14 protein-coding genes are annotated in these 16,782 nt (G+C 64.8%); 3 read left to right on the top strand and 11 right to left on the bottom strand.

The genetic code is table 11. The features are described from left to right. Positions 1-38 precede the first annotated feature (38 nt). From AC097L_RS18370 to AC097L_RS18355, 4 genes are all read right to left on the bottom strand, one after another. A complete protein-coding gene (locus AC097L_RS18370; protein ID WP_479588055.1) occupies positions 39-1,214 on the bottom strand; it encodes a response regulator in 1,176 nt (391 codons plus the stop codon). Between the two features lie 99 nt (positions 1,215-1,313). Continuing rightward, entirely contained in the window at positions 1,314-1,976 is a 663-nt protein-coding gene (locus AC097L_RS18365) for an RnfABCDGE type electron transport complex subunit B (protein WP_479588178.1), read from the bottom strand. A 5-nt stretch (positions 1,977-1,981) separates the two neighbouring features. After that, entirely contained in the window at positions 1,982-3,397 is a 1,416-nt protein-coding gene (locus tag AC097L_RS18360) for a polyhydroxyalkanoate depolymerase (RefSeq protein WP_479588054.1), read from the bottom strand. A 195-nt stretch (positions 3,398-3,592) separates the two neighbouring features. Next, a complete protein-coding gene (locus AC097L_RS18355) occupies positions 3,593-4,726 on the bottom strand; it encodes an enoyl-CoA hydratase/isomerase family protein (protein ID WP_479588052.1) in 1,134 nt (377 codons plus the stop codon). Between the two features lie 143 nt (positions 4,727-4,869). Here AC097L_RS18355 and AC097L_RS18350 point away from each other — a divergent pair, with 143 nt between their 5' ends. Beyond that, complete coding sequence (locus AC097L_RS18350; protein ID WP_479588049.1) at positions 4,870-5,868, top strand: glycosyltransferase family 2 protein; 999 nt, start codon at positions 4,870-4,872, stop codon at positions 5,866-5,868. After that, positions 5,868-6,683 carry a ChbG/HpnK family deacetylase gene (locus tag AC097L_RS18345; RefSeq protein ID WP_479588047.1) on the top strand — a complete coding sequence of 272 codons (816 nt, stop codon included), beginning with the start codon at positions 5,868-5,870 and terminating at the stop codon, positions 6,681-6,683. Before AC097L_RS18350 ends, AC097L_RS18345 begins: the two co-directional genes overlap by 1 nt. Before the next feature lie 56 nt (positions 6,684-6,739). Here AC097L_RS18345 and mdoH read toward each other — a convergent pair whose 3' ends face one another. The 5 genes from mdoH to AC097L_RS18320 form a co-directional block, all read right to left on the bottom strand. Then, the gene (gene mdoH, locus AC097L_RS18340; RefSeq protein WP_479588045.1) at positions 6,740-8,875 is read right to left on the bottom strand and encodes a glucans biosynthesis glucosyltransferase MdoH; all 2,136 of its coding nucleotides are present in this window, start codon (positions 8,873-8,875) and stop codon (positions 6,740-6,742) included. Then, complete coding sequence (locus tag AC097L_RS18335; protein ID WP_479588044.1) at positions 8,872-10,401, bottom strand: glucan biosynthesis protein G; 1,530 nt, start codon at positions 10,399-10,401, stop codon at positions 8,872-8,874. Before AC097L_RS18335 ends, mdoH begins: the two co-directional genes overlap by 4 nt. 186 nt (positions 10,402-10,587) lie before the next feature. After that, on the bottom strand, positions 10,588-12,021 hold the full coding sequence (locus AC097L_RS18330) for a sigma 54-interacting transcriptional regulator (protein ID WP_479588042.1): 1,434 nt from the start codon (positions 12,019-12,021) through the stop codon (positions 10,588-10,590). Continuing rightward, the gene (locus AC097L_RS18325) at positions 12,018-12,638 is read right to left on the bottom strand and encodes a hypothetical protein (RefSeq protein WP_479588040.1); all 621 of its coding nucleotides are present in this window, start codon (positions 12,636-12,638) and stop codon (positions 12,018-12,020) included. The genes AC097L_RS18330 and AC097L_RS18325 overlap by 4 nt, the downstream gene beginning before the upstream one ends. Next, complete coding sequence (locus AC097L_RS18320) at positions 12,631-14,094, bottom strand: HAMP domain-containing sensor histidine kinase (RefSeq protein WP_479588038.1); 1,464 nt, start codon at positions 14,092-14,094, stop codon at positions 12,631-12,633. Before AC097L_RS18320 ends, AC097L_RS18325 begins: the two co-directional genes overlap by 8 nt. Positions 14,095-14,255: 161 nt before the next feature. Here AC097L_RS18320 and AC097L_RS18315 point away from each other — a divergent pair, with 161 nt between their 5' ends. Continuing rightward, complete coding sequence (locus AC097L_RS18315) at positions 14,256-15,473, top strand: winged helix-turn-helix domain-containing protein (protein ID WP_479588037.1); 1,218 nt, start codon at positions 14,256-14,258, stop codon at positions 15,471-15,473. A gap of 44 nt (positions 15,474-15,517) precedes the next feature. Here the strand turns inward: AC097L_RS18315 and AC097L_RS18310 are convergent, their stop codons facing one another. Both AC097L_RS18310 and AC097L_RS18305 read right to left on the bottom strand, forming a co-directional pair. Beyond that, complete coding sequence (locus AC097L_RS18310) at positions 15,518-15,907, bottom strand: hypothetical protein (RefSeq protein WP_479588035.1); 390 nt, start codon at positions 15,905-15,907, stop codon at positions 15,518-15,520. A 234-nt stretch (positions 15,908-16,141) separates the two neighbouring features. Continuing rightward, positions 16,142-16,699: a hypothetical protein gene (locus AC097L_RS18305; RefSeq protein ID WP_479588032.1), complete on the bottom strand. Its 558-nt coding sequence runs from the start codon at positions 16,697-16,699 to the stop codon at positions 16,142-16,144. Positions 16,700-16,782 lie beyond the last annotated feature (83 nt).

Genomic DNA, 16,782 nt, shown 5'->3' with positions numbered 1-16,782 from the left:
GGCTCCAAAAGCGCTTGCGCTGTAGCCTGGGGGTGTGCCTAAACCTTACCTATGGGATGGGTGTTCGTCAAATCGGTCACGGTATGCACCATCTCGGCAGCAACCTCACCATCGTCATCGGCAAAGTCGATAGCGATAGTTTGGAACTGCATCTCGATGGCGGTAAATGCGTCCACGATATCGGGGTCGAAATGCGCATTGCGCCCCTTGAGGATGGCATCGCGAGCTTCCTCGTGCGTGAATGCGCGCTTGTAAACACGCTTGCTGATCAGTGCGTCGTACACGTCGGCCAGGGCCATAAGCCGTGCAGAAATCGGTATCGCATCGCCCGCTAAGCCCTGGGGGTAACCCGAGCCGTCCCACTTCTCCTGGTGGCTCAGGGTGATTTCCTTGGCGTAGCGCAAGAAAGGTGTTTCCTGGCCTTCCTCTTCCTCGGCATGCACCAGCGCGGCATAGCCTAGCGTGGTGTGGGTTTTGATGGTTTCAAATTCGTGATCGTCCAGCTTGCCGGGCTTGAGCAGGATGTGGTCGGGGATACCCACCTTGCCGATGTCGTGCAGCGGAGCCGATTTGTACAGCGATTCAATCGCCTCATTGCTCAGCTCGGCCGCAAAGCGCGGATGGAATTGCAGATGGATGGCCAGCGCCTTGACGTACTTTTGTGTGCGGCGCAGGTGGTTGCCGGTTTCGTTGTCGCGGGTTTCGGCCAGCAAGGCCATGGCGCGCACGGTGATGTCCTGGATGGCGACGATCTCGCGGGTGCGTTTTTGCACCTCTTGTTCCAGGTAGCGGCTCTGGTTCTGCAGAAAGTCGCGGGCCAGTTTCAGTTCAATATGGTTGCGCACCCGGGCCATCACCGTGGCCGGGCTGATGGGCTTGGTGATGTAGTCCACCGCACCCAGGTCGAAGCCGATTTTTTCGTCCTCAGATGCGTTCATGGCGGTCAGAAATATCACCGGGATGCTGGCGGTATGGGGATCGGCGCGCAGGTGGCGCAATACTTCGTAGCCGTCCATGTCGGGCATCATGATGTCGAGCAGGATCAGGTCAGGCTTACCGTCGGCGCGGGCGATCTTCAAGGCCCGGTCGCCACTGGGGGCCAGCTTGACGCGGTATTCGGTGCGTAGCAGGCTGCTCATCAGCGACAGGTTATCTGGTGTGTCGTCTACCACCAGCACGGTGCGTTTTTCGCCCGGGTCCAATGGATTGCTCATGGTGTGTTGTCTTGCATTTTGTTACCGGCAACTATAGCAAGTGATGCCGCGCCAATGTCGCAAACTTGTCTATTCCAATGCCTGCAACAGGGTGCCCGGCTACCCGGATGGGGTGGCGCGTTGGGCGCGGGCGCGGGCCAAAGCAGCGGCGATGGCGGCTTTTTTCGGGTCGATGGGGGCAGCGGCTTGCGCGGGGGGCAGGGCTTGCGTCGCCATTTCTTTTTCAAGGTTTTCAGGGCTCTTGCCTAGATCCTGCATGCGTCTGTAGCTATGGTTTGCATAGCGTAGGCGGGCGTGGTCGGCCTCGGCGGCAGACCACGCGTCCCAGCCGGTGCGGCTGCCGCTGGCATTGGGCATCTGGATGCAGTCCACTGGGCAGGCCGGTAGGCAGAGTTCGCAGCCGGTGCAGTGCGCGGGAATCACGCTGTGCATGCGCTTGTTGCTGCCAAAAATCGCGTCGGTCGGGCAGGCGGCGATGCACAGGGTGCAGCCTATGCACCACGCCTCGTCGATCACAGCCACGGTGCGCACAGCCTCAACGCCGAAGTCAGGGTTCAGCGGCTGGGCGGGCTGGCCTGTGATAGCTGCCAGCCGGGCAATACCCTCGGCCCCACCGGGCGGGCACTGGTTGATGGGTGCCGCGCCCTCGGCAATCGCCTGGGCGTAGGCCGCACAATCCGGGTAGCCGCAGCGCGTGCACTGGGTTTGCGGCAGGGCGGCGTTGATCTGTGCCGCCAGCCCGGACGCGGTGGATGTCTGCAGCAGGATCAGGCCTTGCCTCGGCTTGCTTTGGTCGATTTTTTAACCGGCAGCTTGGCTGAGGCGTGCGGAGTGGATGCCACCGCTTCGGCCATGGCCACGGCAGGCACGGGTGTGGCGTGGTGTGTCGCAGGCGCGGTAGCCGCCACCGTCACGGTGCCGGTGTTGTGCGCCTTGATGAAGGCCTTGACCTCGGGGTAGACCACATCGCGCCAGCGGCGGCCGCTGAAGATGCCGTAGTGGCCTGCGCCCTGGGCTTCCATGTGGTGCTGCTGGTTGGCGGGGATGCTGCTACACAGGTCGTGCGCGGCCTTGGTCTGGCCGGAGCCGGAGATGTCGTCCAGCTCACCCTCGACCGTCAGCAGCGCGGTGGTGGTGATGTCTTGCGGTTTGACCAGTTCGACCTTGCCGTCCAGGCCGCGTACGTTCCAGGTGCCGTTGACCAGCTTGAAATCCTGGAACACGGTGGAAATGGTTTCCAGGTAGTAGTGCGCATCCATGTCGAGCACGGCGTTGTATTCGTCGTAGAACTTGCGGTGCACTTCGGCGCTGACATCGTCGCCCTTGATCAAGTCTTTGAAGTAGTCGTAGTGGCTCTTGGCGTGGTGGTTGGGGTTCATGGCCACGAAGCCGGTGTGCTGCAAAAAGCCGGGATAGACCTTGCGGCCCGCGCCGGGGAAGCTGGCCGGTACCTTGTAGATCACATTGTTTTCAAACCACTCGTAGCCCTTGTTCATGGCCAGGTTGTTGACGGCGGTAGGTGATTTGCGCGCGTCAATGGGGCCGCCCATCATGGTCATGGTCAGCGGGGTCAGGTCGCCGCGCGAGGCCATCAGCGACACAGCGGCCAGCACCGGCACGGTGGGCTGGCAGACACTCATCACGTGGCAGTTGCCGTAAATGCCTTGCAGGTGGCGGATGAACTCCTGCACGTAGTTGACGTAGTCGTCCAGATGGAATTCACCTTCACTCAGGGGCACCAGGCGGGCATTTTTCCAGTCGGTGATGTAGACCTTGTGGTCTTTGAGCATGGTTTTGACGGTGTCGCGCAGCAGCGTGGCGTAGTGGCCAGACAGCGGGGCCACGATCAATACGGCGGGCTGGCCTTTGAGTTGGGTCAGCGTGTCGATGTCGTCGGTGAAGCGCTTGAAGCGGCGCAGTTCGCAAAACGGCTTGTCGATTTCGACCCGCTCATGGATGGCAACCTGGGTGCCGTCCACCTCGATGGTTTGCAGGCCAAAGGTGGGCTTTTCGTAGTCTTTGCCCAGGCGGTACAGCAGGTCGTAACCGGCGGACACGCGCTGCGACATAGCGTTTTTGCCCAGCGGCGAGAGCGGGTTGCTGTAGAGCTTGGCGGCGGCTTGCGCAAAATCAGCAAACGGCTCCATCAAAGAGCGTTGGGTTTCGTAGATTTGGTAGAGCATGGCGACCTAAAACGTGGGATGAACAGAAGATTAATTGTTGCAGTGCAATATAGCAGCGGATGGTTCCATTAATTGGAGTAGTAACACCAATATGGAGCGCACAAAATCCCGTTATGGGGATGAAATTGCACGGAAACAAGCGCTTTGTGGGCCGTGCGCCAACCCGGTAACCCTGAATAGGTTGCGGCCCGAGGCTTACACCAAGCTGGCAAGCGGGTGTGCACCCTGGTAGCGGGGCCGAAAATGGGCCTCCACCCAGGAGGGTGTGATGTCCGCCAGCCGGGCCGGCGTCCAGCGCGGGTTGCGGTCTTTGTCCACCAGCAGGGCACGTACGCCCTCTGCAAAATTGGGGTGGGCGCAGCAGCCCAGCGACACCTGGTATTCCAGCCGGAACACGTCCGCCAACGACAAGTGCAGGCAGCGTTGCCACAGCGCAAAGGCCAGCGCCGCGCTGGTCGGGCAGCCCTGGGCATAGGCGGCGGCTGCGCTGGCCAGCCAGGGGGCGTCGGTCTGCAAGTTGCGCAGCCGGGTGTCAATATCTGCCAGATCCTCGCCCGCCATCAGTTGCTGGATCTGGTCGAAATGCGTGCGCACCAGCGAGGAAGGCGAGAGGGGCAAGGCGGCTGCAGCCTGTTGCACCAGCAGCCGGGACAGGCTGGCGCGGTTGTGCTGCGCATTCTGCGTCCACGGTGCTTGGGCGATGGCATCGAACACAGCCGCTTTGTCGGCGTGCGGCAGGGCGTGGTCGGCCAGCCCGCAAAACAGCGCGTCGGCGGCGTTGAGCGGCGCACCCGTCAACGCCAGAAACAGGCCCACCCGCCCCGGCATGCGGCGCAGAAACCAGCTGCCGCCCACGTCGGGGTACAGGCCGATACTGACCTCGGGCATGGCCAGGCGGCTGGCGGGCGTGACCACCCGGTGCGACGCGCCCGCCATCAGGCCCAGACCGCCGCCCATCACGATGCCGTGGCCCCAGCACACAACCGGCTTGGGGTAAGTGTGGATGGCGTGGTCCAGCGCGTACTGGGTGCTGAAAAAACCCTGCACTACAGCCACCGACTCGCCGCTGCCGCCCACCAGCGCCTGGTACATGTGGCGCAGATCGCCGCCCGCGCAAAAGGCCTTGTCGCCGCTGGCTTGCAGCAGCACCCCGGCTACCTGCGGGTCGTCGGCCCAGTGCGCCAGTTGCGCGGCCAGTGCTTTCACCATAGGCGGCGACAAGGCATTCAATGCCGCCGGAGCGTTCAAGGTGGCCACGCCCCAGTGCGGGCCGCTTTGGGTGGGCAGGGTGTCAAAAAGGACGGCAGAGGTGGGTGTGGCGGTGTTCAAAGGGTTACTACTTATTTAATAGCTGCTGGTGTAAGTAGCATATGCGCCGGAGGCACTTTATTTATATAAAAATGGCCGATGCCCTAGCCTTCGGCTGCCTCTACACTTAGACCGCCGATCAGACATTTTGGATAATAGTGCGTATGAGTAACCCTTCCATTCTGGCCCCCGCCCCTGTACCGCTGCGCGGCCCGCGCCCCCGCATCAGCGTGGTGGTGCCTGCATTCAACGAAGCTTCCAACCTGCCTGCATTGCTGGCCGTGCTCACTACCACGTTGCGTGAATTGACCGACCAGTGGGAAGTGCTGGTGGTGGATGACGGCAGCCGCGATGCCACCCCCGTGGCCATGCTGTCCTGGCTGGTGGAGCCGGGCGTGCGCTATGTGCGCCTGAGCCGCAACTTTGGCAAGGAATGCGCACTTACCGCCGGTATCGAACACGCTCAGGGCGAAGTGGTGGTGTGTATGGATGCCGATCTGCAGCACCCGGTAGAGATGATCGCCTCGATGCTGGCACGTTGGCGCGACGGGGTGGACATGGTTTGCGCCACGCGCGCCACCCGGGCCGATGAGAGCCTGGCTAAACGCGTGGGCACCTGGCTGTTTTACCGGCTGGTCAACACCAACCGCATGGTGCACATACCGGTGGACGCGGGCGACTTCCGGCTGATGGACCGCCGCGTAGTGGAGGCGCTTAAATCCCTGCCCGAGCGCAACCGTTTCATGAAGGGCCTGTTTGCCTGGGTCGGCTTTCGCACCGAAATCTTGCCCTACACGCCGCATGAACGGGCCTCGGGCAAAAGCAGTTTTTCGATCCGCGGGCTGGCGCGGCTGGCGTTTACCGGCGTGACCTCGTTCACAAACTTTCCGCTGCGGCTGTGGAGCGCACTGGGCGGGGTGATTGCCCTGTGCGCGCTGCTGTTTGGTCTGTGGATTATTTTTGAGCATTTTTTCGAGGCCGATGCCGTGCCCGGCTGGGCTACCTTGGCCACCAGCATGATGTTCTTCAGCGGCGTGCAACTGTTGTCCATCGGCATTCTGGGCGAGTACGTGGGGCGGATTTTTGACGAGGTCAAACAGCGGCCCATCTACATCGTGGCCTCGGAGCTGGGGCGCAGCCACTTTGCGGACCCGGAGGCGTAGTGCCTAGGACCTTGGCCGTCTGCACTGATGACTTCGGCCTGACGCTGGACATCTCGCAGGCGATTGCGGAACTGGCCCACGCCGGGCGCATCACCGCCGTTTCGTGCATGCCCCAGGCCCCTGCCTGGCGCGCCTCGCTGCCCCTGCTGGCCGACCTGCCTGCTGCGGTGCAGCGCGGTCTGCATTTCAATTTGACCGAAGGCGCACCGCTAAGCGCCGAGCTGCGCCGGGCCTGGCCGCAGTTTTTGCCCTTGCCGCGCCTGATATTGGCTGCGCACCTGCGGCAACTGCCTTTGGCCGCCCTGGCCGCCGAATGGGCTGCCCAGTGGCAGGCGTTTGCCGATGCCAGCGGGGCCTCGCCGCAGTTTGTGGATGGCCACCAGCATGTGCACCACCTGCCCGGCGTGCGCGGCGTGGTGTTGGAGGCGATTGCAGGCTTGCCCAGTGTGCCCGCCGTGCGCAACACCGGCCACCTCACCGGACCTGGCTTTGGCGTGAAACGCAGGTTGATCGAGGGCACCGGCGGATGGGCCCTGCAGCGGGCACTGGTGCAGCGCGGCATCCGCCACAACCCCGGTTTGACCGGGGCTTACGATTTCATGGACCCTGACTACGGCGGCCTGGTGCGCGGCTGGCTGGCGGCCCTGCCTGCCGCAGGCAGCTTGCTGTTTTGCCACCCCGGCCACCGGGAAGATGTGCCCACCGTGGCCGACCCGATTGCCCCGGCGCGGGTGCGGGAACGGGCCTACCTGGGCAGCGACGCATTCCAGCAGGATCTGCAGGCGGCCAACGTGGTGCTGGGCCACGTGTGGTAATTGCTATTATTTAAATAGCTATAAGCGTATATTCTGAATGCGCTAGAGGCATATTTTTACCGTGCCCGTTCCCCCGCCAATGCCGCGTGCAGCAGGCGCAGGCTGTGGGGTTCGCTCAGGAAGCGCATGTGCTCTGCGGCGCTGGGTGCCGCGCCGCCGGTGCGGCTGAGTTGCAGCACGCGTTGGCGGCGGTGTTCGCCGCGCAGGCCTTGGCCGGTGTGTCGCGGGCCCAGGGCTTGCAGGGCCAGGGCGGCCAGGCGGGGCAGGTCCGTCAACCAAGGCGTTGCCGCGGCACGGGGAGCGTGCGCATAGCGCCAGGCTTGCTTCAGTACGGTGGGCGAACGGCTTTCTTCGGGCACCAGCAGCCAACCGGCATCTTGCAGGCGCTGGCCCAGACCCACGCGGCTACTCAGCACGGTAAAGGGCACGGCCAGCAGCAGCGGCAGGCCCATGGGCAGCAGCCAAAGCAGCGAATCGGGAGAAAACCAGGCTACCGCGCCCAGCAGGCAGGCCACGGCGACGCCCAGCGGTCCAAACCGGTGGGCAGCATCGGCCCAGGGCAGGTCGCTGGCTTCGCGCGGGGGCGAGGTCCATTCCAGCTTCCAGCCGGTCAGGCCACCCAGCACGAACAGGCTGTGCGCGGCCATGCGCAGCGGGGCTTGCAGCATGGACATCACCGCTTCCAGCAGGGTGCTGCCGATCAGCTTCAGGCTGCCGCCAAAGGCCGCTTGCTCACCGCGCAGCAGCACGGCCGCCAGACCCAGCACGCGGGGCAGGGCCAGCATCAGCGCGGTCGATGCCCACAGGGTGGCCACGCTGCGGCTGGACCAGAGCGGAATCTCGCTGTCGTGCAGCCACAGTGCGGCACCCATCACCACGTACAGCAGCCATAGCGGGGCCGACACATAAGACATGGCCCCCGTGGCCAGCATGGCGCGGTGCACCGGGCGCAGGCCGGGTTCGGTCAGCAGGCGGGCGTTTTGCAGATTGCCCTGGCACCAGCGGCGGTCGCGTTGCAGCTCGGCCAGCAGGTGGGGCGGTTGTTGCTCGTAGCTGCCTTCCAGGTCGTTGACCAGCCAGACTTCATAGCCTGCGCGGCGCATCAGCGCGGCCTCTACAAAGTCGTGCGACAGGATTTCGCCTGCCAGCGCGCCCTTGCCGGGCAAGGTGGCCAGCGCGCAGTGCTGCATGAACGGAGCCACGCGGATGATGGCATTGTGGCCCCAGTAGTGGGCCTCGCCCAGCTGCCAGAACTGCATACCGGCGGTGAACAGGCGCCCGGTGACGCGGCTGCCAAACTGCTGGCCGCGGGCATGCAAGGTGGCATGGCCGCAAGCGCGGGGGGCAGTTTGCAAAATACCGGCGCGGGGATGGGCTTCCATCAACCGGGCCAGGGTGACCAGGGTGTCGCCGCTCATCACGCTGTCGGCATCCATCACCACCATGTAGCGGTAGCTGCGGCCCCAGCGGCGGCAGAAGTCGGCCACGTTACCGGCCTTGCGGCGGGTGCGGTGCTGGCGCCAGCGGTAGTGCACGCGCAGTGGGCTACCCGCACTGGCGAGCTGCTCGCGCAGGGCCTGCCAGGCGGTGAGCTCGGCAGCGCGCAGGGCGGGGTCGTTGCTGTCGGACAGCACAAACACATCAAACAAGCGCTCGGCACCGGAGGTGCTGAGCGACTCGCAAGTGGCGCGCAGCCCGGCAAACACGGTGGCCACATCTTCGTTGCAGATCGGCATGATGACGGCGGTGCGTGCATCCGGTGGCAGCACGGTGTGGGCCGCGCTGCGTGCCGACAGCGCATGCGGGTCGCCGCGCAGGGTGACCCAAAAGCCCATCACGGCCGTCACCGTTCCCGCAGACACCCAGGCAAACAGCAGTGCAAACAAACCCAGTTGCGTGGCCAGCAACACATCGCTGCCCGCCCCCGGCTGGGCGCGCCACAGCAGGGCGGTGGCAAACACGGTGGCGCTGGCGATCCAGAACAGCAGCCAATGGCGGCGCTGCTGGGCTGCGGCTTCCCAGGCGGGGGCTTGGCCCTGGTGCCGGGCGGCACTGGCGCGCCAGGGCGCATCGGCAGGGGCTTGCTGGCCGCGCAGGCGACCGGCCAGGCCTAGCCAGGCTTGCGCCCGCATGGAGCCGCGCTGGATGGGGGGCATACCGGAGGGGGTGGCGGAGTAGGAGGTGTGGTTCATGGGGCAACCTGGATGTAGGTCCATGTCTCACTGACCGTTTGGGGGCCAGTGCTGGAAGGGGCTGTAAGAAAGGCGCGCAACTCCACCGGTTGCGCAGGGTTCAGCGTTTGTACGCGCAGGGCCATGCGCCAGGCGCCGGTAGCTTCGACGCGGTACACGTTGGATTCGGTGATGCGGCCATTGCTGTTGGCGCTAGCTACGGCCTTGAGTTCACCGGTGCTGGGCAGGGCCGGGCCGGTGAAGTCCACGATGTACTGCTGCTCGTTCTTGGCCAGTGGGGCAAAGCTGTGGCCGACGCGGGTTTGCGCTACCCAGGCTTGGGGTGGGCGTTGCTGGGCATCGCCCTGCCAGTCCACGCGCCAGGCGATGTCCAGCGGCTGGCCGGGAGCGGGCAGGGTGGCGGGTACCCAGTAGGCGACGATGTTGTCGTGGGTTTCATCGGGTGTGGGCAGTTGCACCAGCTCGACCCGGCCTGCGCCCCAGTCGCCCAGCGGCGTGACCCAGGCCGAGGGGCGGCGCTCGTAGCTTGCCTCGGTGTCTTCATAGCTGGCGAAGCTGCGGTCGCGCTGCATCAGGCCAAAGCCTTTGGGTGCGCGGGTGGTGAAAGACGTGACCAGCGGGCTGCGCGGGTTTTGCAGGGGCCTCCACAGCCATTCGCCTTCGCCGCTGGCCAGCATCAGGCCGTCGGAGTCGTGCACCTCAGGGCGGAAGTCGGTGCGGCTGGGCTGGTTTTCGCCAAAGCTGAACATGCTGGTCAGCGGGGCGATGCCGAGGGTGCGGATGGGGTTTTTGGGCGTGTCGCGCAGGTACAGCCGGGCCTTGACGGTCATGCGCGTCGTGGTGCCCGGCTCGATCTCGAAGCGGTAGACACCGGAGACGCGGGGCGAGTCCAGCAGGGCCAGCACGGTCATGGAGGTGGCACCGATTTTGGGGCGCTCGATCCAGAAGTCGGTGAAGCGGGGGAATTCTTCCGGCCCGCCGCCCGCTGTATCCACCGCCAGACCACGGGCAGACAGCCCGTAGTGCAGTCCGGCACTCAGCGCACGGAAGTAGCTGGCCCCTTGGAACACCACCAGCTCGTCTTTGTAGGCCGGGTTGTTCAGCGGGTAGTGCACGCGGAAACCCGCGTGGCCGATATCGCCCCAGGTGGCGGGCTGCAGGGTGTTGGCACCGTAGCTGAAGTCTTTGGGGTTGAAGGTGTAGGGGCGCTCACCGTCCGGGGTGATCTCGTGCAGGCGCACCGGCTCTATCTGGTACTTGCCCAGGTGGAAGAACATCAGCTCGAACGGCAGTTGCTCGGCGCGCCAAGCCGCTTGCTCGGGCTTGAAGCGGATGTCGCGCATCTGGTCGTAGGTGAGCTTGCGCAGCACATCCGGCGTGCGGCTGGGCACGGGGCTGTAGGGCTGGGCGGCCAGGGTGCGGGCGCGTTCGCCCACAGAGTCGAAGTCAGTGGGTGGCGTGGACGAAAGTGCGACCAACGGAATGGCCAGCACTATCGCGGCCAGGGAGCGGTTCAGACATTGCATGTCCAAACCTAGTGCAAACCCTAGGCCATCACGAAAAAACTATGCAGATCAAGCACTTAGCCTATTTTTTGCATGTGTAGCAAGATGTAGAGGCCTGTGATGCGTCGCTGAATGGCGACAGGCTCCGGCAACCAGCCCCGTCCGCAGGTCGTAAGTGCTTGATGGCCAAGGGAAAACCCGTTGTCGCTAGCGGGCGACAGGCGGCTCCGGGAGGTCGCCGTTTTGCGACTCGGGGCCCGCATCGCCACGGAACAGCCCCGGTGTCAGCCCATGCTTTTGCAGCAGCCGGTAGAACTCGGTGCGGTTGCGCTCAGCCAGCCGGGCGGCATCGGCCACCTGGCCGTCGGTGAGCTTGAGCAGGCCCACCAGGTAGTCGCGCTCGAAGCGGTTGCGGGCTTCGGTAAAACCCAGCACCTCCACGGTGGGCACACGCAGCGCGCGCTGCACCAGGGCCAGCGGCACCAGCGGCGTGCTGCACAGTGCGCAGACCTGCTCCACCACGTTGTGCAATTGCCGCACATTGCCCGGCCAGGCGGCGGTGGACAGCTGGCCCAGGGCATCGGGCGCAAAGCCTTTGAGCGGCTTGTGGTACTTGCTGGCCAGGCGCTGCAAAAAGTGCTGGGCCAGCAGGGCAATGTCTTCGCGCCGCTCGGCCAACGGCGGCAGGGTGAGGGTGACCACGTTGAGGCGGTAGTACAGGTCTTCGCGGAAGTCGCCGCTGGCCAGCGCGGCCTCCAGGTCGCGGTGGGTGGCCGAGACGATGCGCACGTCCACGTCGATGGACTGCTGCGCCCCCACGGGCCGCACCTGGCGCTCTTGCAGCACGCGCAGCAGCTTGACCTGCAGGGCAGGCGGCATGTCGCCAATCTCGTCCAGAAACAGGCTGCCGCCGTGGGCGCTCTGGAACAGGCCGCGGTGGTGCGCCACCGCGCCGGTGAACGCGCCCTTGACGTGGCCAAACAGCTCGGACTCCAGCAGCGCCTCGGGGATGGCGCTGCAGTTCACCGCCACAAACGGGCCGTGGGCGCGCGGGCTGGCGCGGTGGATGGCGCGAGCCAGCAGCTCCTTGCCGCTGCCGCTTTCGCCGCGGATCAGCACCGATGCATCGCTGGGCGCGACCAGCCGGGCCTCGGCCAGCACCTCGTCCATCACCGCAGACCGGCTGACGATGTCTTCGCGCCAGGCCTCGCCCGCCGAGCCCGGCAGAGGCCGCGCCGTGGCCGATACCGCCAGCGCCCGGCTTACCGCAGCCAGTAGCTCCTGCCCATCAAACGGCTTGGTCAGGTAGCTGAACACCCCGCGCAGCGTGGCATCCACCGCGTCGGGGATGCTGCCGTGGGCCGTGAGCAGAATCACCGGCAGGCCGGGTAGCCGGGCCTGCACCGCGTCGAACAGGGCCAGGCCGTCCATGCCGGGCAGGCGCACATCGCTCAGCACCAGCTGGGGCCGCAGCATTTCTAGCCGGGCCAGGGCGGCTTCGGCGCTGGCCACAGCCGTGACCTGGTGGCCGGCCGCGCCCAGGCGCAGCGACAGCAGGCGCAGCATGTCTGCATCGTCATCGACCACCAGAATCTGGGCACTCTGTGCACTCTGGACACTTGGTAACCGGGCCGGGCTCATGGCGTTTTGCCTGCGCCGTTGCGGGGCGCCAGCGAGCGCTCGATGGCCTTCAGGGCTTCAAGCTGCTCGGTGAGCTGGTCGATGCGGCGCTGGCTGTCGCGTAGCTGTTGGGCCTGGCGGTTGAGCTGCTCGTCCTGGCGCTTTTGCTCGGTGGCGCGGGCGGTAAGCAGCCGCACCCAGTCGGCCCAGGGCTGGGCGGCGGGGTCGGCAGAGGTTTGCACGGCTTCCAACTGGGCCAGCGCCCGGGCGGCATCGCCGGGAACACGGGTCTGCAGCCAGACCAGGGCCAGGTGCACCGCGCTGGCCGGGGTGGCGGGTTCGGAGGCAACGCGGGCGGCTACCGCGGGCAGCACGTCTGGGGCCGTTTGCCGCAACTGGTCCTGCCAGCGCAGCAGCTCGCGCCCAGCCTGGTCCACCGGGTCGGGCGTGGGAGGCACCGGCGGTGGCAGCACGACCGGCGGCGGGGGTGCAGGCGGGGCATGGGCCGGCGGTGCCGGGCGCGGGGCATCCGGCACCGCCGGGGGCGGCGGGCTGGCGCAGGCGGCCAGTACCAAGAGGCTAGCCAACAGGCTGACCCGCAGGCTGGTGGCGCAAACACCGGGTAAACATTTAGGCATGGGAGGCATCCAGGGGTAAAAGTATGCGGAATGAGGCACCGCCTGCATCGGCCAGCAGCAGCACCCGCCCGCCGTGGGCGGCGACCTGCTCGCGCACGATGGCCAGGCCGATGCCGCTGCCGCGCGGTGGGGGGGTACCGTTGCCGGTGCTGTCAGGGGGCGGCTGGGTGCTGCCTCGGTAAAACGGGTCGAAGATGTGTTCGCGGTCGGCGGCGGCGATGCCCGGGCCGTCGTCGTTGATTTGCAGGGCGATGTACCGCTCTTCGGCACTGCCCAGCAGGCCCACCCACCAGCGGATGCGCCCGCCCGCCGGGCTGAACCGGATGGCATTCGACAGCAGATTGCCCAGCGCCATCCCCAGCCGCTCGGGGTCTACCGGGTGGCTCAGCGTAGCATCGCCTTCCACCACCACGGCCAGGCCGCGGGCCTGCCAGCTCAGGCGCTGGGCCTGCACCACGCCTTCCACCAGGCCGTACAGCAGCGTGGGGCGGCGCTGCAACTGCCGGGCATCGAAGGCGGCGGCGTTGTAGCGCAGCAGGTCTTCAATCTGCTGCTGCAGCACGCCGGTGTTGTGCTGCAGGATGGCGACGATTTCGGCCTGCTCTGCACCCAGCGTGCCACCCACGCCCTCGTGCAGCAGGGCCACGCCTTCGCGCAGGGCGGCCAGCGGGGTTTTGAGCTCGTGTGAGGTGTGGCGCAAAAAGCGGGCCTTGTCTTCGTCTAGCTCGGTCAGGCGCAGGCGCAGCCAGTCCAGCTGGCGGCCCAGGCTGGCCAGGTCGGACGGGCCGCGGATGACTACCGGCGCGTCCAGCCGCCCCTCGCCCAGCGCCACAATGGCCCGGCCCAGGTGGCGCAGCGGCTGGGTCAGCCACAGCCCAAAAGCCAGCGCCGCCGCCGCCGCCGCCACGATGGCCACCAGCACCTGCTGCACCTGGCGGCTACGTTGGTCTTCCAGCGCGTCTTGCACTTCCTGGTTGTGCTCGGCAATGCTTTGCTGCACCTGCAGCGTCAGCCCGCGAGAGATGCCCTCCAGCGTGCGGAATTCGGTTGCCACCGCGTCGCCCCGTGCCGCCAGGGCCAGCCGCCCGTCGGCCAACTGGCTGCGCACCCGCACCACCGAGGCCAGCCACTGCTGGGCCAAAGTGGCCGTGGGCGGGTACTGGCCCAGCGGCAAGAGCAGCGCCTGGGCCTGGTTGGCGGCATCGTCAAAGCGCTGGCGCACAGCGTCGTCGCCCAGCACCAGGTACTGGCGGGCGGCCCGTTCCATGTCAGTACTGCGCTCGGCCAGGCCGCGGGTGGACAGGTTGAGTTGGATGCTTTGCTGCCCGGCCTCGCGGCTTTGCGCCAGCACGCCTTGCAGCGCCTGCAAACCGCTTAGCGATACCGCGCCCAGCAGCAGCGCGATCAGCACGAAGGCGAACAGCAGCAGTTGGCGAAAGGAGGCGCGTAAGGTCATAGAGCAGGGTTTTCCGCAGTATAAAAGGGCTTGTTGCGGTGCAGCAATGGAAGCGGTAAGCAGGTGTTTCAAGTCTCAGGTTTTTAAGAATTTTATGGCTCTAGCGCATACGCTACTTGCGCAATTAGCTATTAAATATGTAGCAGACTAGACTGCTCACCATGCTGACCCTCACCCAAGCCCGCAACCTGCACCTGGCCGCCCAGGGCCTGCTCACCACGCCGCGCCGCAAAGCCACGCCATGGGACCTGCGCCAGTGCATCCAGCGCATGCAACTGCTGCAGATCGACACCATCAGCGTGGTGGCGCGCAGCCCCTACCTGGTGCTGTTTTCGCGGTTGGGGACGTATCCACAGGCCTGGCTGGACGCGGCCCTGTCCAACGGCCAGTTATTCGAAACCTGGGCGCACGAGGCCTGCTTTGCGCCGGTGGAAGACCTGCTGCTGCACCGCAGCTACAACCAGGGTACCCGCCGCCACTGGGGCTTGGTGAACGGACAGGCCGTCCAGGCCCGCCAGCGCACCGATCTCGATGCGCTGCTGGCCCATATAGTCACCAATGGCCCGGTCAAGTCCTCCGCGTTCGCCCGCACCGACGGCAAAACCAGCGGCGGCTGGTGGGACCGCAAGGACGAGAAACGCTGGCTCGAGGCCCTGTTTGCCAGTGGCGAGCTGATGGTGGCCCGGCGCGACAGCTTCCAGCGCGTCTACGACCTGGCGCACCGCGTGCATCCCCATCTCAGCGATGCCGTGCTGCCCGCAGCCGCCGAGGTACATACCGGCTTTATCGAGAAAGCCATCCTTGCCCTGGGCATCACCCAGGCCCGCTGGGTGCACGACTACTTCCGCCAAAAGCCGCGCCTCAAGGATGCCGACCTGGAGTTTCTGGTGGCGCAAGGCTTGGTGCAGCGAGTGCAAGTGCAGGGCTGGACGGCCCCCGGCTACGTGCACCAACAGCACGCCGAGCTTTTAGAGAAAGCCGCCGCAGGCCAGCTTCGCGCCACCCACACCACCCTGCTGTCGCCCTTCGACCCGGTGGTGTGGGACCGCGAACGCGCTTCCGCTCTGTGGGGCTTTGACTACCGCATCGAGTGCTACACGCCCGAAGAAAAACGCACTTACGGCTACTTCGTGCTGCCCATCCTGCACCGCGGCGCGCTGATCGGGCGGCTGGACGCCAAGGCGCACCGGGCGCAGGGGGTGTTTGAGGTGAAGGCGCTGTTTCTTGAAGAGGGGGGCAAGCTCAGCGACGCGGCAGTGCGGGCGGTGGCCGAGGCGATCCAGCGCTGCGCGGATTGGCATGGGACACCGGAGGTGCGGGTGGGGTGGACGCAGCCGGAGGGGATGGGGGAACGGCTGCGTGGCGCTCTAACGGTTTAGTTCTGCATACACGTGCTGGGCTGTTGCGCCGCAGTTAACGTGATTTATTTGAACAGCTTTGCCACGACCTTTGCAGTGATTGAAAGTACTGGGGATTTGACTAGCTCGACTACCGCGTTTGTTGCTAGCGCGCCAGCTGCGACCCAAAGTCCTATTCGCGTATATAAGTTGGATCTTTTGAGTTGCTCATTATCAGACTGCCGTTTTTGTAGTTCCTTTGCGGCGCTGTAAAGCATTGCAGGGTGGTATGGAAAGAAAAAGCAGCTGTTTTTTCTTGGTGTTTGGTTAATGACAATTGATCTCTCCGGTTTTGAGCCAGAAACACCTTCATCCCAAATGCCCATGTGGCAATTTAAGGCGTAGTGATTTGGGATGGCTTCATCTGAGTTGGCTTCGATTCTTTTTCGATCATCATTCGAGAGAGCAAAAGTCATGATGTTCCCATCAGAACTACGATGCTCTTTAGAAAGGAAATGGCAATTGCGGCAGATATTGTTCATGTCGTACAGCATCTAGAAGGCTGGATATACCAAAAATGCAATCTACATTGCAAGTCAAGGCGGTATTGAGCAGCAGATTCATTTATAAAAAATTTGTTCAATTGCGCGCGTTTGACTGTCAAATTTATATCAGCGGTAGATGCGTGAATTATTAGTTAAAGGAAACTTTTATCTACTTTCAGCCACATCCCGAATCCGCCTCAACAGCCGCATCCGTATCAACCCACTCACCGGCCGAATCAACCACCAATACGGCGTAAACCGCCGCAAAGAGGCCCCGTCGTTGCAGAACACCCGAGTTTCGGTGCGTAGCCAGGTGCATCCATCTTCTGCCGCCTCGGTACTGAAGTTCAGTACCAGCTTGGCCACGCCGGGCTCGGCAAATTGGGTGAATGCGTCGGCGTCGGCGATCCGGGCCTGGCCGTAGTCGGCTTGCCAGAACTTGCCTACCAGGCCTACGGCAACCTCCAGGTCCCCGTTGCGGCCTAGCGGCGTGAAGTTGTGCATGCCAAATGCAGGCTTTTGCTGCAGTCCGCTGCTCCCACCCAGGGCGCCCCACACACGGTCAGGCAGCTCGCGCAGCTGGATGAATCGGCGCATCCACGGGTCGTCGGTCACGCCGGGCTGCAGCGCTGCATCCAGCAAAGCGGCAGGCGCGGCGCGGGTCAGCAGCTGGTGTTTTTCACTGAACTGGTAGCTTGGCAGGAGTTGATTGATCAGGGACATAGGGCGATGCGCTGTTTATCGCAGTATCGCCTCCGCCTCCACTGCTGCCTGGCGCGACGACCCAATGTTTTGGTGCCGCTGCT

Source organism: Rhodoferax sp. RT5P35, from assembly GCF_056521385.1.
Note: the sequence above shows the minus strand (reverse complement) of the source record. Positions and strands in the feature narration are given on the sequence as shown.